We start from the raw sequence: 21,985 nt of genomic DNA on the forward strand, positions 1-21,985 counted from the left end.
ACACAACCACACCAGATGGATATTATGTAGGTAGCGATGGAGCATGGGTAAATAACTATTCAGAAGGAAAATTTTCTCATGCAGGGAAAAAACTTGCTGATATAAGCGAACATAACGGATATATAGATTTTTCTAAATTAAAAAATGAAGTAGATGGAGTAATAATAAGAGTAGGTTTTGGTACTGTAAGAGAAGATGTAAGATGGAGAGAATATGCAGATAATGCTCTAAGAGAAGGCATACCATTTGGTTTTTATTGGTATTCATATGCACTAAATGAACAAAATGCAATAGATGAAGCGAATATGTTTTTAAATGCAATCAGTGGTTATAAACCCGAATATCCAATATTTATAGATATGGAAGATGCAGACTATTGGAAACAGAATCAAGGTTCTCAATACATGGCTAATACATGGTCAGGAAGAGAAAAAATAATAAAAATACATGTAGAAGAGTATCAAAGAAGAGGATATTTTGCAGGAGTTTATGCATCTAGAAGCTGGTTTGATAGTATGTCAAGCGACCTTGACAAATACACACGCTGGGTAGCACACTGGACAGGTGATTCAAGTAGTTACCAAGGAAGTGGCTATGGAATACATCAATATACATCTAATGGAAGCGTAGGAGGAATTTCTACAAGAGTGGACCTTAATGTATCATTTATAGACTATCCTTCTATTATAAAAAATAGTGGATACAATAATTGGAGATAGGAGTAGCTCATTAAAACTACCTATAAGTGATATTTAAAAATAAATTTAATAAAAAAATTCTAGATATCAGATTTATGTTTAAAATGTAAATCTGATATTTTTATTATGTAAAAAAGTCTTGTACAATACATGATAATAAAAGATTTAGAGAAAAAAACCAGATTAAAAAAATAAAAAAGAAATAAAAAGAAACAATCTTTTCTGTTGACAACGCATATCTATAGATATATAATATCTAGGTAAAAATATTAGAGGTGGAAAAAGTGAAATTAAAAAAAAGTATGGAACAAGCAGTATGTGTACTGTTATTACTAGAATTAGAAAAAAAATATACACCAATTAAAAGTAAAAAAATAAGTGAAAGATTAGAAGTGTCAGATTCTTATTTAAAAAAAATTTTAAGAAAATTAGTAGTTGAAAACTTAATAAGTTCTGATGTTAGTAAAGATGGAGGATTTTCATTAGCAAGAGATTTATCAGAAATATCGATGCTTGATGTATATAATGCTATTGAGGGTAGAGGAGAATTTTTAAATTTATCAAATCTAGCCGAAAGAGTGTTTAATGATAAAAAGAAAATAGTTTCTCGTGAAATGGATATAATGAAAGTCATAAAAGAAGGAGAGGAACTCTTCTTAAAAAAATTAGATAGTTATCCACTATCTAGACTTTTAGGAATAATTGATAAAGTAGAAAGGAAATAAAATGTTTAGAGAAGAATGGAAAAGATTATTTAAAAATAAGTTTATGTACTTAGTATTTGTAGCGTTAGTAATTATACCAACGTTATATGTTTCTATTTTTCTAAGTTCTATGTGGGATCCTTATGGAAAATTAGAAAAATTACCAGTAGCAGTAGTAAATTTAGATAATCCAGTTTTATATGAAGACAAAGAATTTAATGTAGGAGACGATTTAGTAGAGCAATTAAAAGACGGAAAAAATCTTGATTTTAGATTTGTTTCACAAAAAGAAGCAAAAAAAGGACTAAATAACGGTGAATATTACATGGTAATGACTATACCGGAAGATTTTTCAAAAAATGCTACAACATTAACTGAAAAACAGCCCAAAGAGATGATTATTAATTATGAAACCTCAAAAGGACATAATTATATCGCATCTAAAATGAGTACTTCTGCAATTAATGAAATTCGCAGTAAAATAAGTGAAAATGTAACTGAAATTTATACCAAAGTATTACTGGAAAAATTTGGTGAAATACATGACGGAATGAAAACAGCTAGTGACGGTTCTGATAAATTATTAACAGGAACAGATAAGCTATATAATGGAAGCGAAGAAATAAAAGAAAATTTAGATAAATTAGCAACAAGCTCATTAACTTTTGTTAATGGCACTGAAAAATTTAGTCAAGGACTATCTAAATATATTTATGGAACTTACGAGATAAACACCGGAATTGGGAAATTATCTGGAGGAGCTAACAATCTATACGAAGGCATCTCTAGATTAGATATGGGAGGAATAGATTTAAAAAACGGAATAGTTGACTATACAAACGGCGTAGGAAAATTAGATTTTGGTATAAAAAAAATTAATGAAAATTTACCAGAATTAGAAAAAGGAACAAAAGAATTAAAAGAAGGTTCTAAAAAATTATCAAAAGGGCTAAACACATATACTGAAGGTGTTTCAAATGTATATTCAGGTATAAATAATTTAAAAGAAAGTTTACCAAAACTATCTGGAGGAGTCGATTCGTTACTTGATGGTTCAAAACAACTAAATTATGGTATAAACGATTATACTGCTAATGTAGGAAAAATAAAAAATGGACTAGAAACCTTTAATAGTAAAATGCCACTTTTAGAAACGGGGGTAGCCAACTTATCCGAAGGAAGCATAATGCTGGATCAAGGTATTGAAAAATATACCCAAGGAAGTGAAAAAATTTATTTAGGAAATAAAAAATTAGAAAATAATTTAAATTTATTAAAAAATCAAACAAATACGCTTCCTAATAAAATAAAACAATTAGATGATGGAGCAAATGCTATTTCTAGAGAATTATCTAAAATAGAAATGAATGCAGATGAAAAAACACAACTAGAAAGTTATATAAACAATATAGATTTATATTTAAATTTCGTTTCTACTAACATTAGTAAAGTAGATGAAAATAAATTATCAGACTTAAACAAATCTCTAGAACAATTATCTAAAGATATAAACGATTTAAATACAGCTATTAAAACAGATACACCTAAAAAAAATAAATATGAAGAAGCAATAGAAAATAGTGGTGTATCTCTATCCAAAGAAGAAAAAGCAAAATTATTAGAATCTCTAAATAAAGAAGCAAAAAATGATGATAAATCTAAATATTTAGAAATTTTATCAAATATGAACACTAATTTACAAAGTATAAACAGCGATTTAGAAAGTATAAAACCAATTTTTAATTCATTACCAAAATTATCACAGCAAACTAAAAATTTATCATATGCAAAATCAAACGCAACACCAGCACTTACAAAAACTGTAGAAGGAATATATAATATTTCTACATTCTGTAAACCGGCAGTTAATGAACTTGCAACAGGCTGCAGCGAATTATCAAATAAAATTCCAGAATTATGTAATGGAATAGATAAAATAACTGAGGGTTCAAAAGAATTAACAAATGGAAGTAAGGAATTAATTTCTAAAAATAATACTCTTATCAGTGGAGCAAAAGGCTTAGAAGAAGGCATTTTAAAATTAAAAGATAAAACTTCTTCTTTCTCAAAAGGAATAGAAAAATTATTTATAGGAACAAAAGAGTTATCCAATTATTCTGATAAATTAAATACAGGTTCCCAATCATTAGTTCAAGGTATAACTACATTAAGAAGTAAATTACCTAAATTAGAGTTTGGAATAAATAAATTGTCAGAGGGGGCAAAATTATTATCACAAAATTCAACAAAATTGAATAATGGTGCAAATGATTTATATATTGGATTAGAAAAATTAAATAATAAAATTCCTACTTTCACAAAAGTAATGAATAAACTATCATTAGGAAGTTCTACTCTAAATGATAATTCACAAAATTTAATAAATGGAACGGATAAATTATCATCTGGAATAACAGAAGTAAAAGAAAAACTTCCTGACTTTTTAAAAGGAATAGACACTTTGAAAAATGGAAGTGATAAATTAGTAGAAAATGGTGGCTTACTTCTTGATTCTTCTAGTAAATTATCAGAAGGGGCAAATAAAATATCTACAGGTGCATTTAAATTGTCAGATGGAGAAGAAAAAATAGTTAATGGTCTACATGAAGAAAAAAATGGATTACAAACATTAAGTGATAAATTAACAGATGGAGCTGAAAAAATATCAAAAGTAAATACTAATGAAGATAATTCTAAACATATATCAAATCCAGTAGAATTAAATCATAGTGATAATGATTTAGTAGATAATAACGGAACAGCCATGGCACCTTATATGATTTCTGTAGCATTGTTTATAGGAGCTATTTCAACTAATGTAATGTACGATGCATTTACACCAGCAAGAAAACCTAAAACATCTATATCATGGGTAATAAGTAAATTATCAGTAGTTTTTGCTATAGGATTTTTAGAAGCGACAATTCTTTATCTAATTTTAACAAATTGTCTGGGACTTGCTCCAGTAAATCCTACAAGAACTTATTTGTTAATTTTAGCAGAGGCAATAGCCTATATGTCAATGGTAACATTCTTTAACATTGTATTAGCAAAAATTGGAGCATTCTTAATGTTAATTTTCTTGATTTTACAATTATCAGGAAGTGGTGGAACATATCCATTAGTTCTTTCAAATAAATTTTTCCAAACAATTTATCCATATTTACCTATGAGTTATGGAATTAGAGGATTAAGAACAAGTATTTCAATTGGAGGGTCAATAATAAAAGAATTGATGGTATTTTTATCAATAACTATAATATTCATATTAGCCCTTTGGGGATATTTATCAATAAAAAAAGTAAAACAAAGTTATTTAAGAATGAGAATGATAGATTAATAGAAAAAAATAAAAAAAAAGAGAAATTTAATTAAGTTTCTCTTTTTTTTATATTAAAATCATTTATATTTTGTTTTTATTATTTTTCTTCTAATTGTTTAGATGTTTTTTTGAATAGTGTAAATCCAATGAATATGAATGCTAAAATACATGATCCTATAAGAGCCATAAATCCACCATTCCATCCAAAGTTATCAACTAAGAATCCCATAACAGTTCCTGCACTTGCAGAACCTAGTAGATAACCAAATAATCCTGTAAGACCTGTTGCAGTACCAGTAGCAACTCTAGGTACTAAGTCTGCAGCTTGAAGTCCAATCATCATAACAGGACCGTAAATTAAGAATCCTATAGCTACAAGGCAAAGATTATCAACAATTGGATTACCTGGAGGGTTTTTCCAGTAAACAAATATTGCAATTAAAACTCCACATAAGAATAATAACATTGGCGGAGCACGGTGTCCTTTAAATACTTTATCACTTAAGAAACCACTTGCTAACATTCCAAAAATTCCTGCATATTCATATAAGAAGTAAGCCCAGCTTTGTTTATCAACAGTGAAGTGTTTTACTTCTTTTAGATATGTTGGTGCCCAGTCTATAATTCCATAACGTATAAAGTAAACGAAAATGTTAGCTATTGCAATAGACCAAAGGAATTTATTATTGATTATGTATTTTAAGAAAATATCTTTAGAAGAAAGTGTATGTGCTGATTCGACCTTTTGCACAACTTTTTCTCCTTTATATTCATCAACAGGTGGTAATCCTTCAGATTCTGGAGTATCTCTCATTAAGAAGAACATTATAACTGCAAGAATAATTGCTATAATTGCTGGTAAATAAAATAATGATCTCCAAGTTCCAAATATTGCTATACCTACAAGGGCAAGTGGTCCTATTAACCCTCCTCCTAGGTTATGTGAAACGTTCCAAAAACTCCACCAAACACCACGTTCTGATGTAGAGAACCAGTTAGTCATAGTTTTAGCTCCAGGTGGGTATCCCATACCTTGAAACCATCCATTAAGTGCTGATAGAACTATCATTGTTGGAATTGACGCTAAAACACCAGGTACAAGACCAAATATTAAGCTGACAATTGCTGATGACACAAGCCCAATTGTTATAAAGTATTTAGGATTACTTCTATCAGAAACATTTCCCATTACAAATTTACTAATTCCATAAGCAAGTGAAAGTGCTAATGAAACTGTACCTAGTTGTGCTTTTGTAAATCCATATTCTTGAATTAAGTGTGGCATTGCTAATGAAAAGTTTTTTCTAATTAGATAGTATGCCGCATATCCTATAAATACACCACTAAAGACTTGCCATCTTAATCTTTTATAGTAAGCATCTACTTTTTCTGCTGCCATTCTTGGTTTAGGAGCAGATGCTTTTAAAAATGAAAACATTTTATTTCCTCCTTTATCTTTATTAACTGCATTGTATAACAAATTAAAACGCTTGTATATATTTTTGAAAATTAATGGAAAAAATCCGACATATTTAGTAAGGTATTTTCTTACAAAAGAAAAAAAGAAGAAAAATAGACAATTTTTTTCTTCTTTTTCATTATATTCTCATAAAATTTACATTTATTAATTATATTTTTTCTATTTTTTTCATATTTCTCATATATGGACGTAAAACTTCAGGAATTTCAATAGATCCATCTTCGTTTTGATAATTTTCTATTATTGCAGCTACTGTTCTTCCTATAGCTAGTCCAGATCCATTTAATGTATGTACATATTCTATTTTTCCAGTATCTTTTCTTCTGAATTTTATATTTGCTCTTCTAGCTTGGAAATCAGTGCAGTTAGAACAAGAACTTATTTCTTTATATGCATTGTAGCTAGGTAACCAAACTTCAAGGTCATATGTTTTAGCACTAGAGAAACCAGTATCTCCTGTACATAAGGTAATTACTCTATATGGTAATTTTAGTTTTTTAAGAATATTTTCAGCATGAGAGGTCATTAGCTCAAGTTGTTCGTAAGAATCTTCTGGTTTAGAAAATCTAACCATTTCTACTTTGTCAAATTGATGTAATCTTATAAGCCCTCTAGTATCACGTCCTGCACTTCCTGCTTCTGAGCGGAAGCATACACTAAATGCAGTAAGTCCTTTTGGCAATTCATCTTCATCTAAAATTTCATTTGCATGGTAGTTTGTAAGAGGAACTTCTGCTGTAGGAATTAAGGTAAATCCTTCTTGTTCTACTGTATATACATCTTCTAAAAATTTAGGGAATTGTCCAGTTCCATAAAGAGAATTTCTATTGACAACTTGAGGAACCATCATTTCTTGGTATCCATGTTCTAAAACATGAGTATCTATCATAAAATTAATTAATGCTCTTTCAAGTAATGCTCCAGCGTTTTTATAGAATAAAAATCTACTACCTGTTACTTTTGCAGCTCTCTCAAAGTCTACAATATCTAATTCTTCAACTAAATCCCAGTGTGGTTTTTTCTTGAAGCTAGTTTCTTTTATTTTTCCTATTCGTCTTACTTCTATATTTTCACTTTCATCTTCTCCACTAGGAGTTTCATCAGAAACTAAGTTAGGAATTCTACATACTATATCATGAAGTTTTTCGTCAATTTTTTTTACTTCTAGGTCTAGTGTAGTTATTTCATCAGAAACTTTTTTCATTTCTTTTATTCTCTCTGTAGCATCAGCTTTTTTACGTTTTAATATTCCTATTTCTTCACTTTTTTTGTTTCTTAATGCTTTTAAATCTTCTACTTTTACTAAGATTGCTCTTCTTTTTTTATCTAATTCTAAAATAGTATCAACTACTGTTGTATCATCTCCACGTTTAGAGATTTTTTCTTTTACCATATCCGGTTGAAGTCTTATTAATTTTATGTTTAGCATGATTATATCCTCCTTAAATAATAAAAAAAAGCCCCTTACGATTAACGTAAGGGACGATAATAATTCGTGGTTCCACCCAAATTTTAGCATAAGCTCTTTACTTTTTTACACAAAAGTTAATGTATTTGATTTCTATTAATTTATAGAAAAAATAGTAGAATTTTAAAAATAAAATAAGTAATTTCACCAAATATACTCTCTCTAAAATTTTATTTTTTAAAATATGTCTATATCAAATAAATATTTAATTTTTTAATATTTTAACTTTGTTTTAAATATTTGTCAAGATTTATTTTAAAGTTTTTCATAGTCATCTGGAACATCAAAAGGATTTTCTTTATTTATGTGATCATAGAATAAAACTCCATTTATATGATCTATTTCATGTTGGAAACATATTGCAGGTAATCCGTCAAGTCTAAGTGTTATTTTTTCATTATTTTCGTCATATCCTACTACTTTTATTCTTGAATATCTTGGAACATATCCTTTAATTTCTTTAGCAACAGATAAGCAACCTTCTCCAGTTGCTAAATATGATTTTGTTGCAGAGTGAGAAATTATTTTTGGATTATATAGTGCATAAGATACGGTGTTTTTAGGATTTTCACTATCAGGTATGTGAACTGCTATCATTCTTTTTCCTACATTTATTTGAGGAGCAGCCAAACCTATTCCTGGTTTTAAATCATATTTTTTACAAAGTTCTTCGTCTTGAGAAGCTTTGACATATTCCATAAGGCTTCTTAATATTTTTTTGTCTTTATCTGAAATAGGTGCTTCTACTTCTTTAGAACGAGTTCTTAGTGTTTTGTGTGGGTCTAATATTATATTTTTTGTTGTTATCAATTTTTTTCTCCCTTATAATTAATTAAAATTTTTTATTTTCATATACATCATATCTTATATATATTAAGATATATTTTGTTAAAAATCAATTAATTTTATTTGTAAATTTATATATTAATTATAAATTTACATTAGACTTATTTTAATTTAATATTAAATATTTGTATAACATGAGAAAAAAGTATTTAATATTTTTTAAAATAAATATGGCTATAAGCCCTTTATAGTGAGGTAGAAAGAAATGTCAAAAAAAGTCAAAATTTTCTTTAAAAAAGTATTGACATAATTTGACTATGATGTTAATATAATAAATGTGAGTTAGCACTCAAGGTGTTAAAGTGCTAATCATAAATGAGAAGGTGATTACATGTTATTAAAAAGGCAAGTACTTATACTTCAAATGATAGTAGAAAATTTTATTAATACTAATCAACCGATAGGCTCTAAAGAGATAGCAAAGACTCTTGATTATAGTTCGGCTACAATAAGAAATGATATGGCAAAACTAGAAAAGGAAGGTCTTATAACAAAAACTCATACATCATCGGGAAGAATACCATCTGAATGTGGTTATAGATATTATGTAGATTATATCAATACAAGTTATGATATATCTGCAGAAGATGAAAAAGTATTAAAATCTATTTTAAAAGAAAAAGTTTATTCTGAAAAGAAATTTTTAGAAAAAAATGCTATTGTTTTATCTAATCTAACTGATTGTACAGCAGTTATATTAGCACCGACTAAAACAGATAAAAGAATAAATAAAATAGAGGTTATATTATTAAGTAGTAGAAGTATCCTTGTTATTTTGATAACAAACACAGGAGAAGTTCATCAACAAAACTATAAGATGCAAGCAGATTTTACTCAAGAAGAAATAGAAGAAGTTAACAAACTTTTAAAAACTTATTTCTATGATGTAGATATGGCAACAGCACATGTTCTTTTACATAAGGAAATAGAGAAATACCTTAAAGAAAGAATAGATAATTATGATATGATACTGATTGCCCTAACACGGTTGTTAAATAATAAAATAAAAAAAACGATAGCACTTGGAGGTAAGTATAATTTATTAAAAAAACCAGATATAAACAATTTAGATAAGCTAAAAGAAGTAATGACACTTTTTGAAGAAGATAATATCATTGATTTAATAGACGATAACTCTAAACTATCAGGAACTAAAGTCAAAATAGGAAAAGAACTTGATAATAAAAAAATGAATGATTTATCCTTGGTAACTAGTAAATTTTTTAGTGATAAAGGAGAAGGAGTCATTGCAGTCTTTGGACCTAAAAGAATGAATTATAAAAAGGTTATGACACTTATAAATTGCGTAAAAGATAACTTGAATAATAATTTAAAAGAATAATAGGAGGTAAAAATGCCTGTTGAAAAAAATAATATAAAAGAAAATCATGGTGATATAGAAAACAAAGAAAAATCTGAAAAACTAAACTCAGAAGAAGAAAAAAAAGAAAATAAAAAAGGTTTAGAAAAATCAGAAGAAGATAAAAAAGAAGAACAAACTATTGAACAAATATTAGAAGCAAAAGTTTTAAAACTTGAAGAAGACTTAAAAATGTCTGAAGACAAATATTTAAGACTTTATGCAGAATTTGAAAATTTCAAAAAAAGAAAGAACCAAGAAATTGCAACTAATAACAAATATAAAAGTCAAGATATAATATCTAAACTTATTCCAAGTATAGATAATTTAGAAAGAGCAATTTCTAGTGTTAAAGAAAATGATGAAAATTCTCAAATAATAAAAGGAGTCAAAATGGTATGTGAAGGAGTTATGCACGCACTATCAGAAGAAGGTGTTGAGGTAATAAATCCTACAGGTCAAGAATTTGATCCTAACTACCATCAGGCAGTATTAAAAGAAGAAAATAAAGAAAAAGAATCTAATACTATATTAGAAACTTTCCAAAAAGGCTATAAGCTAAAAGATAGAGTAATTAGACCAGCGATGGTAAAAGTAAACGTAACGGAGGAAAAATAGATGTCAAAAATAATAGGAATTGATTTAGGAACAACTAATTCATGTGTAGCAGTTTTAGAAGGTGGAGAAGCAAAAGTAATTCCAAATCCAGAAGGAAATAGAACAACTCCATCAGTAGTAGCATTTAAAGGTGAAGAAATTCAAGTAGGAGAAGTAGCAAAACGTCAAGCAATAACTAATCCAAACACAGTTATTTCAATTAAACGTCACATGGGTACAGATTATAAAGAAAAAGTAAATGGAAAAGAATATTCACCACAAGAAATATCAGCAATGATATTACAAAACTTAAAAGCAACAGCAGAAAGTTATTTAGGAGAAAAAGTAACTAAAGCAGTTATAACAGTACCAGCGTACTTTAATGATTCACAACGTCAAGCAACAAAAGATGCAGGTAAAATTGCAGGTTTAGAAGTAGAAAGAATTATAAATGAACCTACAGCAGCAGCATTAGCTTATGGTTTAGAAAAAACAGATGTAGATCAAAAAATATTAGTATTTGACCTTGGTGGAGGAACATTTGATGTATCAATACTAGAACTAGGTGATGGAGTATTTGAAGTATTAGCTACATCAGGAGATAACTTATTAGGTGGAGATGACTTTGACAAAGCTATTATAGATTATTTAGTAGCAGAATTCAAAAAAGAACAAGGAATTGATTTATCTAAAGATAAAATGGCAATGCAAAGATTAAAAGATGCAGCAGAAAAAGCTAAAAAAGATTTATCTGGTGTAACATCAACACAAATATCATTACCATTCATTTCAGCAGGAGCAAATGGACCTGTACACCTTGAAAACACATTAACAAGAGCTAAATTTGATGAACTTACACGTTCATTAGTAGAAAGAACATTAACTCCAACAAGACAAGCACTAAAAGATGCAGGATTAAATCCAAGTGAAATAGACCAAGTAATTTTAGTTGGTGGTTCAACACGTATTCCAGCTGTTCAAGAAGCAATTAAAAAAGAAATGGGTAAAGAACCTCATAAAGGAGTTAACCCTGATGAAGTAGTAGCAATGGGAGCTGCAATTCAAGGTGGAGTTATAACAGGTGATGTAAAAGATGTAGTATTACTAGATGTAACACCATTATCACTAGGTATTGAAACAATGGGATCAGTAATGACAGTGTTGATACCAAGAAACACAACTATACCAACATCTAAATCACAAGTATTCTCTACAGCAGCAGACAATCAACCAGCAGTAGACATTCACGTACTTCAAGGTGAAAGACCAATGGCAAGTGATAACAAAACTCTTGGAAGATTCCAATTAACTGATATACCACCAGCACCAAGAGGAGTTCCACAAATCGAAGTAACATTTGACATAGATAAAAATGGTATCGTAAATGTAACAGCTAAAGATTTAGGAACACAAAAACAACAAAAAATAACAATAGAATCAAGTTCATCACTTTCAGAAGAAGACATTGATAGAATGGTAAAAGAAGCAGAACAAAATGCAGAAGCCGATTCAAAACGAAAAGAAGAAGCAGATATAAGAAATGAAGCAGATCAACTTTCATTCCAAGCAGATAAAGCATTAGAAGATGGAAAAGACAAAGTAGACCAAAGCTTATTAGATTCTATAAAAGAAAAAAATGATAAATTAAAAGAAGCAATAAAAAATAATGATATAGAAAAAATGAAATCAGCAAAAGAAGAATTACAAAAAGCAGTTCAAGAAATGACAATGAAATTATATGAACAAGCACAAGCTAAAGCAAAACCAGCTAACGAAGAAAAACCATCAGATAAAAATAATAATAATGATGATGTAGTAGACGCAGATTTCACAGAAAAAAAATAAGAAAATAAAAAAGAAAAATAAAATATAAGGGAGTATATAACATACTCCCTTAAAATAATAACGAGGTAGATATGGCAAAAAAAGATTATTATGAGGTATTAGGAATAAATAAAAACGCAACGCCTCAAGAAATAAAAAAAGCATATAGAAAATTATCAAAAAAATATCACCCCGACATCAACAAAGAACCTGGAGCTGATAAAAAATTCAAAGAAATAACAGAAGCCTATGAAGTATTAAGTGATGAAAATAAAAAAGCCCAATATGACCAATTTGGTCACAGTGCATTTGAAGGAGGGCAAGGAGGTTTCGGTGGAGGCTTCAGTGGCTTTAGTGGTGGCTTTAGTGGAGCAGATTTTGATGATTTAGGAGATATATTCTCTAGCTTTTTTGGAGGAGGAAATCGAAGAAGAAATCAAAATGGTCCTCGACAAGGAGAAGATTTATTACATAAAATCAATATAAGTTTTAAAGAATCTGTATTTGGAGCTAAAAAAACTATAAAAATTCAAAAAGATGTAAAATGTGATAAATGTTCAGGAACTGGTGCAAAAAGCTCTTCAGACGTAGAAACATGTAGAAATTGTCATGGTAGTGGAGTAGAAACATTTGTTCAACAAAGTGTTTTTGGACAAGTACAAAGCCAAAGAACTTGTTCGGTATGTAATGGTCGTGGTAAATCTATAAAAAATAAATGCTCTCACTGTTTTGGAAAAGGATATAATAATAAGAGAGTAGAATATGAAATAGACATCCCAGCAGGAATCAAATCAGGACAACGAGTAAGACTACAAGGTAAAGGTGGCTTTGGTTTAAATGGTGGACCAGCAGGGGACTTGTTTGTAGAAGTTCATGTAGAAGCTGATAGTTATTTCCACAGAGAAGGAGATGACATTTATACAAAATTAGAAATTTCACCAGCACAAGCAGTATTAGGTGCAAAAGTAGATGTAAGAACCTTAACTGGAGAAATAGAACTAAACATACCAGCTGGAACACAACATGGAAGAAAATTCAAACTATCAGGAAAAGGTGTAAAAAACGTTATGGGTTATGGAATGGGAGATCATTACATAATAGTATCCATAAAAATACCTAAAAATTTAACATCTAAAGAAAAAGAACTATATTCTGAACTAGCGAAAATAAGAGGAGAAAAATGTTCTAGCGAAGAAGGGTTTTTCAAAAAAGCAAAGAGAAAAATAAACGAAAAATTAGATGAATTATAAAAAGAGATATTTTTATAAATATCTCTTTTTTTAGGTCTAAAAATCAAATTAAATAATTTAAAAAAGAAGCAGAAAAAAATATCTAAAAAATACAAAGAAAAATATTTAAAAGTACAATCACTAAAAAATATATTAAAATTAAAAAATAATTTTATATAAATTTAATAAAAAAATTATAAGAATATCTCTATAAGTCAGCTATAATACAAAAAATAATGTAGATTTTTAATAAAAAAATTGATATAATTAAGTGATTATATATTTTTTTTAAGGAGTGGTATGATGTTACATTTTGAAAGTGATTATGCTAAAGGGGCATGTAAAGAAGTTTTAGAAGCAATAGTGAAAACAAATGATGAATATCTTGATTCATATGGCTTTGATAAATATACAATGTCAGCAAAAGAAAAGATTTTAAAAAAATGTAATATTAAAAATGGTGATGTATATCTTATTTCTGCAGGGACACAAACAAATGCAGTATCAATAGATTATTTATTAAAAACTTATGAAGGTGTAATATCTACAGATTGTGGACATATTGCTACTCACGAAGCAGGAGCAATTGAATATACAGGGCATAAGGTAATAACAATAAAAAATAAAGAAGGAAAATTAGTTCCTAATGATTTGAGAAAATATCTACTAGACTTTTATAATGACAAAAGTAATTATCATTATGTAAAACCGGGTACTGTGTATTTAACTCATCCTACAGAATATGGAACATTATACACAAAAGAAGAAATTAAAGAAATTTATGATATTTGTTCAAATTATGATATACCAATTTTTTTGGATGGAGCAAGATTAGGCTATGCACTTGCTTGTGAAGAAAATGATTTATCTTTAGAAGATATAGCTAAATATTGCAGTTGTTTTTATATTGGTGGAGCTAAAGTGGGGGCTTTATTTGGGGAAGCTGTAGTATTTACTAAAAAAGAAGAAAAATACTTTAGACAGTTTATAAAAGGACATGGAGCATTACTTGCAAAAAGTAGACTTCTTGGAATAAGTTTTGACACTTTATTTACAGATGATTTATATATGAAAATTAGTACCCAAGCTATCGAAATGGCTAAAATTTTAAGAGAAGGCTTAATATCTAAAGGGTATAATTTTGCTTTTCAATCACCAACAAATCAACTATTTCCAATAGTTAAAGATGAAAAACTAAAAGAAATTTCTAAATATGTAAAATATACATATTGGGAAAAATATGATAAAGAACATTCAGTAATAAGATTAGTAACTTCATGGTATACAAAACAACAAGATGTTGAAAAACTTCTTACATTTTTCTAATTTTTTATTAAGTTTAATAGTATCGTGATAAAAAAGAATAAAAAAATTATAAAAAACCAGTTAAAACAATCTAACTGGTTTTTAATTTTTATAAATGCTGATTTTAAAATTATATTAATATATCTTATAAGTTTTTTGTTATATTTTCTTGAATTTCTAGAAAATCTTTTTCACTAAGTTTTTGTGGTGGCCATTTAACTTCTAAATTATCAAAATTAGCACTAGTATCTTTGTATCTAGGTACTACATGGAAGTGTAAGTGGAAAACACTTTGTCCTGCATATTCTTCATTATTTTGAAAAATATTTATACCATCAGCATTAAATGCTTTTTTAACAGCATTTGCTATTTTAGGAAGTGATTTACCTAAATTAGCTGCTGTTTCTTCATCACAATCAAAAATATTTCTACAATGTTTTTTTGGTATAATCAAAGTATGTCCTTTAGCTATAGGAAATACATCTAAAAACGCATATACATTATCATCTTCATAAATTTTGTAGCTAGGGATTTCTTTATCTAATACTTTTTCAAAAATAGTTTTTTCCATAATTATAAACTCCTATTATATTTATTATAAATTTTCTAATGTTTTTAACAATAAATTTTTTAAATTATGACTAATAGAGTTAGCCACATTTAATACGTGCTCATGGTTGTGTTTTTTATTTTGAATTCCAGTTGCCATATTAGTAACACAAGATAAGACACTCACTTCGAGTTTTGCATGATTTGCAGCTATAACTTCGGGAACTGTTGACATTCCTACTAAGCCGCAACCTAAGGTTTTAAATGCTCTTATTTCAGCACGTGTTTCAAAATAAGGCCCCATAAAAAATCCATAAACTCCTTTTTTTAAGGAAATGTTTAAATCTTTAGCTGATTTTAAAAGTGTAGAATTTATTTTTTCACTAAAAGGAGTAGTCATATCAACAAATCTTTCACCAAGTCGCAAATCATTTTCTCCTATTAAAGGATTATTTGAAACAAGAGAAATAAAATCATCAAGATAAATTATATCTCCTTCGCTAAAGTTTTCGTTAATAGCTCCACACGCATTAGTTATAAAAAGACCTTTAACTTTTAAAAATTTACAAATGTAAACAAAAAAGGTAACATCTTTCATACTATATCCTTCATAATAGTGAAGTCGCCCATTAAAAATCATTATATTTTTATTTTTTATACGACCAAAAGTAATTTTGTTTGAATGTCCTTTTACAGTAGAATAATTTTTTCTTATAGGGAAGTTAGGAATATCAAAGTAACTAAGTTCTTTTTGATTTTCTAATTCTAATTTTATTCCACTACCCAAGACAATAGCATAATCAATATTCTCTTTTACAAAATTTTCAATAAAGGATGTAGCTTCAATTATTTTGTTGTAGTAAGTCATAGTACCTCCTTTTTTCATCTTATTAAGGAAATTATAACAGAAAAATTTTAAAAAATAAATTAAAAAATATTTTGTTGGATTGTATTATAAGTAAATTTATCGAAAAATAAGCAAGTAAAAAATTTTTTTAAAATCGCTTGCAATTTAATTGAAAATATAAGCGTTTTATGATATTATTTAGTTATAAAATTACTCAAAGGAGAAGTTTCACATGAAAAAATTATTTTCATTTTTATTGGTAGCATTATCAGTTGTTTTAGTTTTAACTGGATGTTCGTCTAAATCATCAGATAACAGTTCTAAGTCAGGTATGAAGATAGCAGTTGTTACTGATGAAGGAGGAGCGAAAGATAAAAGTTTTAATCAAAGCAACGTAGAGTCAGTTGAAAAATGGGCTAAAGCTAATGGTGGAGAAGCTAAACAACCTATAGAAACTAAAAGTCAAGATAAAATAGTTCCTAATCTTGAAACAGCTTCAAAAGTAGGAGATATTATTTCTATTGCAGGGTTTTATTTTGAAAAAACATTACCAACAGTAGCACAAAAATTCCCTGATAAAAAATATATTCTTTTAGATGCCGTGGTTGACCAACCTAATGTTGTTTCTATTACTTTTAATGAAAATGAAGCTGGATATCTTGCAGGATATGCAGCAGCATTAAAATCAAAAACAGGGAAAGTTGGATTTATAGGAGGAGCAAAAATACCACCAGTTGTAAAATTTGGTGTAGGATTTGTTCAAGGAGCTAAAAAAGCAAATAAAGATATAGAAATTTTCTATCAATATAGTGGTTCATTTAATGACACAAATAAAGGAAAAACACTAGCATCAACTATGTATGATCAAGGAGCAGATATAATATTTGCAGCTGCAGGGGGAACAGGAAGTGGTGCTATAAAAGAAGCACAAGAACGTGCATTAAATGATGTTAAAGAAACTGGAGAAGTAGCTCATTTTGTTGTAGGTGTTGATAAAGACCAATATGATGAAGGAGTCTTTAAAGCTAAAGATAAAGATGGAAAAGAAGTATCAAAATCAGTTATTTTAACTTCAGCAATTAAACGTATTGATGTTGCAGTAACTAAAGAATTAGACGACATCAAAGCAGGTAATTTCAAAGGTGGAAAAGACAATGCTAAATCATTATCTATAAAAGATGATGGAGTTGGTCTACCAGAAAAAAATCCTAACTTAACAGAAGATATAATGGCTAAAATTCAAAAAGCAATTGATGAATTAAAATCAGGATCAGTAACAGTAGCAAAAGAAGGATCTGAATTAACTGACCTTAACAAAGTAAACGGAGAAGTTTAATATTAATCTTTAGCAAAGAATAATTAGATTAAAGCTAATTGTTCTTTGCTTTTTTATTTTAATCAAATTTAAATATTATTTATAAAATTTATAGAAAAAAATATGTTAAAAATTGTAAAACATTAACTATTAATAAAAATATCCTGTTTAACGAACGGATTTGAAATAAAAATTATATTTATTTTAAATAAATTAGTATTAAAACATATACATTTAAAATAAAATATATTATACTAAATAAGCAAATAAAAAATAGAGAGGTAAAAAAATGTATGCAATAGAAATGCTAAACATAACTAAAAAGTTTGGTGACTTCTACGCAAACAAAGATATAACAATACAGATAAAAAGAAATGAAATTCATGCACTATTAGGGGAAAATGGAGCAGGGAAATCTACACTTATGTCTGTTCTTTTTGGAATGTATCATCAAGAAGAAGGTGTTATTAAATTAAATGGCAAAGAAGTAGAGGTAAAAGATCCAAAACATGCTAATGAACTTGGAATAGGAATGGTTCATCAGCATTTCAAACTTATAAAAAATTTTACAGTAACAGAAAATATAATTCTAGGTATGGAAGAAATTAAAAATGGTAAAATAGATACCAAAACTGCTGCTAAAAAAATATTGGACTTATCATTAAAATATGGTTTAAAAGTAGATCCCGATGCTCTTGTAAGTGAAATAACTGTAGGTATGCAACAAAGGGTAGAAATACTGAAAATGTTGTATAGAAATGCAGATATTTTAATTTTTGACGAACCTACAGCAGTTTTAACTCCTAAAGAAATTGAAGAATTTTTGATAATCTTGAAAAATTTAAAATCTGAAGGAAAAACAATTCTCTTAATAACTCACAAGCTTAATGAAATTATGGCAGTAGCAGATAGATGTAGTATCATAAGACGAGGAGAATATTTTGGAACGGTAGATATTAAAGATGCTACTAAAGAAAAACTTGCAAGCTTGATGATAGGAAAAGATTTAGAAATTATTAATTATGAACGTTCAAGAGATAGCAAAAAAATAATTCTTGACATAAAAAATCTTTATGCCGACACAAAAGAAAAAAAAGATGCTCTCTATGATTTAAATTTAAATGTACATGAAAGAGAAATTTTAGGTATAGCAGGTGTAGATGGAAATGGTCAGCAACAATTTGTCGAAGTATTAAATGCTCTTTTAAAAACAACTAAAGGAAACATAATCTTCAATGGTAGAGAAATATCAAAAGAAAAAACAGCAAAAAGAAAAGAATTAGGTCTTGAAATTATTGCTGAAGATAGACATAAAGATGGATTAGTTTTAGACTTTACTATAGAGGAAAATTCAGTATTAGAAAATTACTATACAAAAAAATATTCTAAAAATGGTTTTCTTAAAAAAGCACCTATATCTAAATTTGCAAAAGAACTTTGTGAAAAGTATGATGTTCGTAAAGCAGGAGATGAAAAAATATTAGCTAGAAGTATGAGTGGTGGTAACCAGCAAAAACTAATAATAGGTAGAGCTTTAGAACTCAATCCAAAATTATTGGTTACAACCCAACCTACTAGAGGACTTGATGTAGGAGCTATTAATAGTATACATAAAATGTTAATCTCATATAGAGATAAAGGTAATTCAGTAATTTTAATATCATATGATTTAGATGAAATTTTAACTTTATCTGATAGAATAGCAGTAATGCACAATGGTAACATAATAGATGTAGTTGACAATGATGAAAATGTAACAAAAGAACAGTTAGGATTATTAATGGCTGGAGTAAAGAAATAGGAGGGGAAAAATGATTAAAAAGGTTTTAGTAAATGCAGTATTACCTATTCTTGTTTCTTTTATAGTAGGAGCATTAATAGTAACAGCTGTAGGAGCAGATTTAGGAGCAGTAACAAGTGTAATAGGAAGTGTATTTAGTGATAATTCGAGTATAGCAGAAGTTCTTGTGTCAACAATACCATTTATATGTACAGGTCTTTCAGTTGCTTTTGCATTTAGAACCGGAATGTTTAATATAGGTTCAGAAGGACAATTCATAATGGGAGGATTGTTTGCAGGTTTTGTAGGAATTGTAATGCAAGGTATGAACTTTTATTTAGTCCTTATATGCACGATGATAACAGCAATAATATCAGGAGGTCTATGGGGAGCGATAGCAGGATATTTAAAAGCTAAACTAAATATAAGTGAAGTTGTTGTAACTATAATGTTAAATTATGTTGCTTTATATTTTGTTCAATTTTTTGTACCTAAATACATTAGGGGAACAAATGATATAATTTCAAAAACAATAGTTCATACTGATGGAAAAGGATATTTACAAAATGACTTTATTTATTCAATATTTGGAAACACAAGATTAGGAACAGATTTGATAATATCAATATTAGCATTATTTATATTTTATATAATAATGGAAAAAACAGTTTTTGGTTATGAACTTAGAGCAGTAGGATATAATAAATATGCTTCTAAATTTGTAGGAATAAAAGTAAATAGAAATACTGTATTATCAATGTTTATATCAGGAGCCTTTGCAGGAATAGGAGGAGCCTTGTATAATATGGGACCTGTAGGACAAGTAGTAGTTGGAACAACTTTCCAAGGATATGGATATATGGGAATAGCAGTTGCGTTAATTGGAGCAAATACAGCTTTAGGAGTTTTATTAGGCTCATTACTTTTTGGATTTTTATATGTAATAACACCACTTTTAGCTTTTGTTGGGATACCAAAAGATATTGCAAATATTTTGATAGGACTTATTGTATTATTTGTTGCAGCAAAAGCAATCTTCGAGTCTAAATTTATAACTAAACTATTTAGAAACAAAAAACTGAAAGGAGAAAAATAGATGGATACAATACTTTCACTATTAGACTCTATGTTACAATATACAGTTCCAATACTTATAGCAGCTATAGGAGGTTTCTACTCTGAAAAAAGTGGAGTTGTTAACATAGCACTTGATGGTTTTGTCATATTCGGTGCATTTATAGCATCATTTTTTGCAACAACAATATATGTAGGAGAACCCTCAATACCAGCTTTAGTAATTTGTATTTTAATAGCAGCTATATCTGGTTCTTTAATGTCATTAGTACATGCTTATGTAAGTATTAATTTAAAAGCAGATCAAGTTATTTCAGGGACAGCCATAAACTTAATAACTCCAGCAGTAGCATTATTTTTAGTTAATCACTATAATGGAACTTATGAATTATTATTAAAAACAGGCTTTCCACGTTATTCAGTAATAGGGAAATTAACAGTATATCCTACTATTATAATAGCAATACTCTTAGTTATATTGACTTATTATGTTATCTATAAACGTCCCTTTGGACTACGATTACGCTCTATAGGTGAAAACCCACAAGCAGCAGACTCACTAGGATTAAGTGTTTATAAATATAGATATATAGGAGTTTTAATATCAGGAGCATTAGCAGGATTATCTGGAGGGATAATAGCTACAACATTTTCTCAAGGATTTAATGCAGCTATAACAGTTTATGGATTTGGATATTTATCACTAGCGGCCTTAATTTTTGGTAAATATAATCCAATAACTGTAACATTTGCAGCACTATTTTTTGGAGGGACAAAAGTCTTTGCAGAAAAAGTTTCTATATTGGCACCGTCACTTCCAGTTCCAATATCATTTTGGAATATGTTTCCATTTATAGCTACAATAGTAGCATTAATAGTATTTTCTAAAAAATCAGCAGCACCAGATGCACTTGGAATACCTTATGATAAAGGACAAAGATAAAGAAATATAAAAAAATAATCTTACTTTTTTAAATAAAATTAGTTTTTATTTAAAGTAAGATTATTTTTTTTATTTTTTAAAAACTCTAAACCAATGATAAATAACTATAAGAAAAATTATCAATAAAGATGTAAAATATGGAAAATCTAAGAAGAATTTATCATATTTTAAAATATTCAAAGAAAAGCTTTGAATAGTTATAGGAATAAGAGCGAGAATTCCACTAATAAAAAAGTCTTTTCCTTTAGCCAATATACAAAATGAAATAAAAAATATTAATGTAATTAAAAAATAAGTAGGTCTATAAATTTCAACATAGTAACCATCTGGTTTATAAAAAGGATTATAGAAAAAAAATAATATTCCAGATAGCATTAAAACCAGTGAAATTCCCTTTCTTTCTCTTTCATTACTTTTAAAAATATCTTTTATAAAAGCTAAATACCAAGAAAATAACCAAAAAATAAAAATAATAAAAAGAATTAACATATTTATAATATTTATTCTACTATTTAAATGTAGGTTATCGGTTAAAGTGTAAAAAAATGCAAATATTATAAAAACCATATATGTAAAAATGAAATAGTTTCTAATTTTCATAATTTCTCCTTTTATCAAAATTTAAAAAATTTTTAAAACAATTA

Annotated in this window: 18 protein-coding genes; 12 read left to right on the forward strand and 6 right to left on the reverse strand. The window is 27.9% G+C overall.

From position 1 onward, the window contains the following. From HMPREF1871_RS00530 to HMPREF1871_RS00540, 3 genes are all read left to right on the forward strand, one after another. On the forward strand, positions 1–719 hold a 719-nt coding region (locus HMPREF1871_RS00530), incomplete at its 5' end, for a GH25 family lysozyme (RefSeq protein WP_198145738.1). Positions 720–982: 263 nt separating this feature from the next. Next, the gene (locus HMPREF1871_RS00535) at positions 983–1,423 is read left to right on the forward strand and encodes an RrF2 family transcriptional regulator (RefSeq protein WP_066128523.1); all 441 of its coding nucleotides are present in this window, start codon (positions 983–985) and stop codon (positions 1,421–1,423) included. A 1-nt stretch (position 1,424) separates the two neighbouring features. Beyond that, a complete protein-coding gene (locus HMPREF1871_RS00540; RefSeq protein WP_066128527.1) occupies positions 1,425–4,742 on the forward strand; it encodes a YhgE/Pip domain-containing protein in 3,318 nt (1,105 codons plus the stop codon). A 79-nt stretch (positions 4,743–4,821) separates the two neighbouring features. On the opposite strand, the gene pgtP is transcribed toward HMPREF1871_RS00540, so the two are convergent. From pgtP to def, 3 genes are all read right to left on the reverse strand, one after another. Further along, a complete protein-coding gene (pgtP, locus tag HMPREF1871_RS00545) occupies positions 4,822–6,162 on the reverse strand; it encodes a phosphoglycerate transporter protein PgtP (protein WP_066128530.1) in 1,341 nt (446 codons plus the stop codon). Between the two features lie 190 nt (positions 6,163–6,352). Further along, on the reverse strand, positions 6,353–7,633 hold the full coding sequence (serS, locus tag HMPREF1871_RS00550) for a serine--tRNA ligase (RefSeq protein ID WP_066128533.1): 1,281 nt from the start codon (positions 7,631–7,633) through the stop codon (positions 6,353–6,355). Positions 7,634–7,927: 294 nt separating this feature from the next. Further along, positions 7,928–8,482, reverse strand: coding sequence for a peptide deformylase (gene def / locus HMPREF1871_RS00555; protein WP_066128535.1), 555 nt, complete (start codon positions 8,480–8,482; stop codon positions 7,928–7,930). A 367-nt stretch (positions 8,483–8,849) separates the two neighbouring features. On the opposite strand from def, the gene hrcA reads away from it, so the two are divergent. From hrcA to HMPREF1871_RS00580, 5 genes are all read left to right on the forward strand, one after another. Next, positions 8,850–9,860, forward strand: a complete 1,011-nt coding sequence (gene hrcA / locus HMPREF1871_RS00560) for a heat-inducible transcriptional repressor HrcA (RefSeq protein ID WP_066128539.1) — start codon at positions 8,850–8,852, stop codon at positions 9,858–9,860. A 12-nt stretch (positions 9,861–9,872) separates the two neighbouring features. Beyond that, entirely contained in the window at positions 9,873–10,496 is a 624-nt protein-coding gene (grpE, locus tag HMPREF1871_RS00565) for a nucleotide exchange factor GrpE (RefSeq protein WP_066128541.1), read from the forward strand. After that, entirely contained in the window at positions 10,497–12,320 is a 1,824-nt protein-coding gene (gene dnaK, locus HMPREF1871_RS00570; RefSeq protein WP_066128544.1) for a molecular chaperone DnaK, read from the forward strand. A 71-nt stretch (positions 12,321–12,391) separates the two neighbouring features. After that, positions 12,392–13,549, forward strand: a complete 1,158-nt coding sequence (gene dnaJ, locus HMPREF1871_RS00575; protein WP_066128547.1) for a molecular chaperone DnaJ — start codon at positions 12,392–12,394, stop codon at positions 13,547–13,549. Between the two features lie 282 nt (positions 13,550–13,831). Then, positions 13,832–14,854, forward strand: a complete 1,023-nt coding sequence (locus HMPREF1871_RS00580; protein WP_066128550.1) for a threonine aldolase family protein — start codon at positions 13,832–13,834, stop codon at positions 14,852–14,854. 124 nt (positions 14,855–14,978) lie between these two features. Here HMPREF1871_RS00580 and HMPREF1871_RS00585 read toward each other — a convergent pair whose 3' ends face one another. After that, positions 14,979–15,404, reverse strand: a complete 426-nt coding sequence (locus HMPREF1871_RS00585) for an HIT family protein (protein WP_066128552.1) — start codon at positions 15,402–15,404, stop codon at positions 14,979–14,981. Between the two features lie 24 nt (positions 15,405–15,428). Next, the gene (locus tag HMPREF1871_RS00590; protein WP_066128555.1) at positions 15,429–16,250 is read right to left on the reverse strand and encodes a purine-nucleoside phosphorylase; all 822 of its coding nucleotides are present in this window, start codon (positions 16,248–16,250) and stop codon (positions 15,429–15,431) included. 211 nt (positions 16,251–16,461) lie between these two features. Between HMPREF1871_RS00590 and HMPREF1871_RS00595 the strand changes: the two genes are divergently transcribed. The 4 genes from HMPREF1871_RS00595 (at position 16,462) to HMPREF1871_RS00610 (ending at position 21,341) form a co-directional block, all read left to right on the forward strand. Then, positions 16,462–17,565, forward strand: coding sequence for a BMP family lipoprotein (locus HMPREF1871_RS00595; protein ID WP_066128557.1), 1,104 nt, complete (start codon positions 16,462–16,464; stop codon positions 17,563–17,565). Between the two features lie 268 nt (positions 17,566–17,833). Then, entirely contained in the window at positions 17,834–19,345 is a 1,512-nt protein-coding gene (locus HMPREF1871_RS00600; RefSeq protein ID WP_066128561.1) for an ABC transporter ATP-binding protein, read from the forward strand. 10 nt (positions 19,346–19,355) lie between these two features. Continuing rightward, positions 19,356–20,420: an ABC transporter permease gene (locus HMPREF1871_RS00605; RefSeq protein ID WP_066128564.1), complete on the forward strand. Its 1,065-nt coding sequence runs from the start codon at positions 19,356–19,358 to the stop codon at positions 20,418–20,420. Then, positions 20,421–21,341, forward strand: coding sequence for an ABC transporter permease (locus HMPREF1871_RS00610; protein ID WP_066128567.1), 921 nt, complete (start codon positions 20,421–20,423; stop codon positions 21,339–21,341). A gap of 69 nt (positions 21,342–21,410) precedes the next feature. Here the strand turns inward: HMPREF1871_RS00610 and HMPREF1871_RS06350 are convergent, their stop codons facing one another. Then, positions 21,411–21,941: a hypothetical protein gene (locus HMPREF1871_RS06350; RefSeq protein ID WP_066128570.1), complete on the reverse strand. Its 531-nt coding sequence runs from the start codon at positions 21,939–21,941 to the stop codon at positions 21,411–21,413. Between the last annotated feature and the right edge of the window lie 44 nt (positions 21,942–21,985).

The organism is Gemelliphila asaccharolytica, assembly GCF_001553005.1.
Taxonomy (GTDB): Bacteria; Bacillota; Bacilli; order Staphylococcales; family Gemellaceae; genus Gemelliphila; species Gemelliphila asaccharolytica.

Excerpts from the sequence above, each read along its gene's own strand:
- HMPREF1871_RS00540 (WP_066128527.1), top strand. The coding sequence starts at position 1,425 with ATGTTTAGAGAAGAATGGAAAAGATTATTTAAAAATAAGTTTATGTAC.
- pgtP (WP_066128530.1), bottom strand. The coding sequence starts at position 6,162 with ATGTTTTCATTTTTAAAAGCATCTGCTCCTAAACCAAGAATGGCAGCA.
- serS (WP_066128533.1), bottom strand. The coding sequence starts at position 7,633 with ATGCTAAACATAAAATTAATAAGACTTCAACCGGATATGGTAAAAGAA.
- hrcA (WP_066128539.1), top strand. The coding sequence starts at position 8,850 with ATGTTATTAAAAAGGCAAGTACTTATACTTCAAATGATAGTAGAAAAT.
- grpE (WP_066128541.1), top strand. The coding sequence starts at position 9,873 with ATGCCTGTTGAAAAAAATAATATAAAAGAAAATCATGGTGATATAGAA.
- dnaK (WP_066128544.1), top strand. The coding sequence starts at position 10,497 with ATGTCAAAAATAATAGGAATTGATTTAGGAACAACTAATTCATGTGTA.
- dnaJ (WP_066128547.1), top strand. The coding sequence starts at position 12,392 with ATGGCAAAAAAAGATTATTATGAGGTATTAGGAATAAATAAAAACGCA.
- HMPREF1871_RS00580 (WP_066128550.1), top strand. The coding sequence starts at position 13,832 with ATGTTACATTTTGAAAGTGATTATGCTAAAGGGGCATGTAAAGAAGTT.
- HMPREF1871_RS00585 (WP_066128552.1), bottom strand. The coding sequence starts at position 15,404 with ATGGAAAAAACTATTTTTGAAAAAGTATTAGATAAAGAAATCCCTAGC.
- HMPREF1871_RS00590 (WP_066128555.1), bottom strand. The coding sequence starts at position 16,250 with ATGACTTACTACAACAAAATAATTGAAGCTACATCCTTTATTGAAAAT.
- HMPREF1871_RS00595 (WP_066128557.1), top strand. The coding sequence starts at position 16,462 with ATGAAAAAATTATTTTCATTTTTATTGGTAGCATTATCAGTTGTTTTA.
- HMPREF1871_RS00600 (WP_066128561.1), top strand. The coding sequence starts at position 17,834 with ATGTATGCAATAGAAATGCTAAACATAACTAAAAAGTTTGGTGACTTC.
- HMPREF1871_RS00605 (WP_066128564.1), top strand. The coding sequence starts at position 19,356 with ATGATTAAAAAGGTTTTAGTAAATGCAGTATTACCTATTCTTGTTTCT.
- HMPREF1871_RS00610 (WP_066128567.1), top strand. The coding sequence starts at position 20,421 with ATGGATACAATACTTTCACTATTAGACTCTATGTTACAATATACAGTT.
- HMPREF1871_RS06350 (WP_066128570.1), bottom strand. The coding sequence starts at position 21,941 with ATGAAAATTAGAAACTATTTCATTTTTACATATATGGTTTTTATAATA.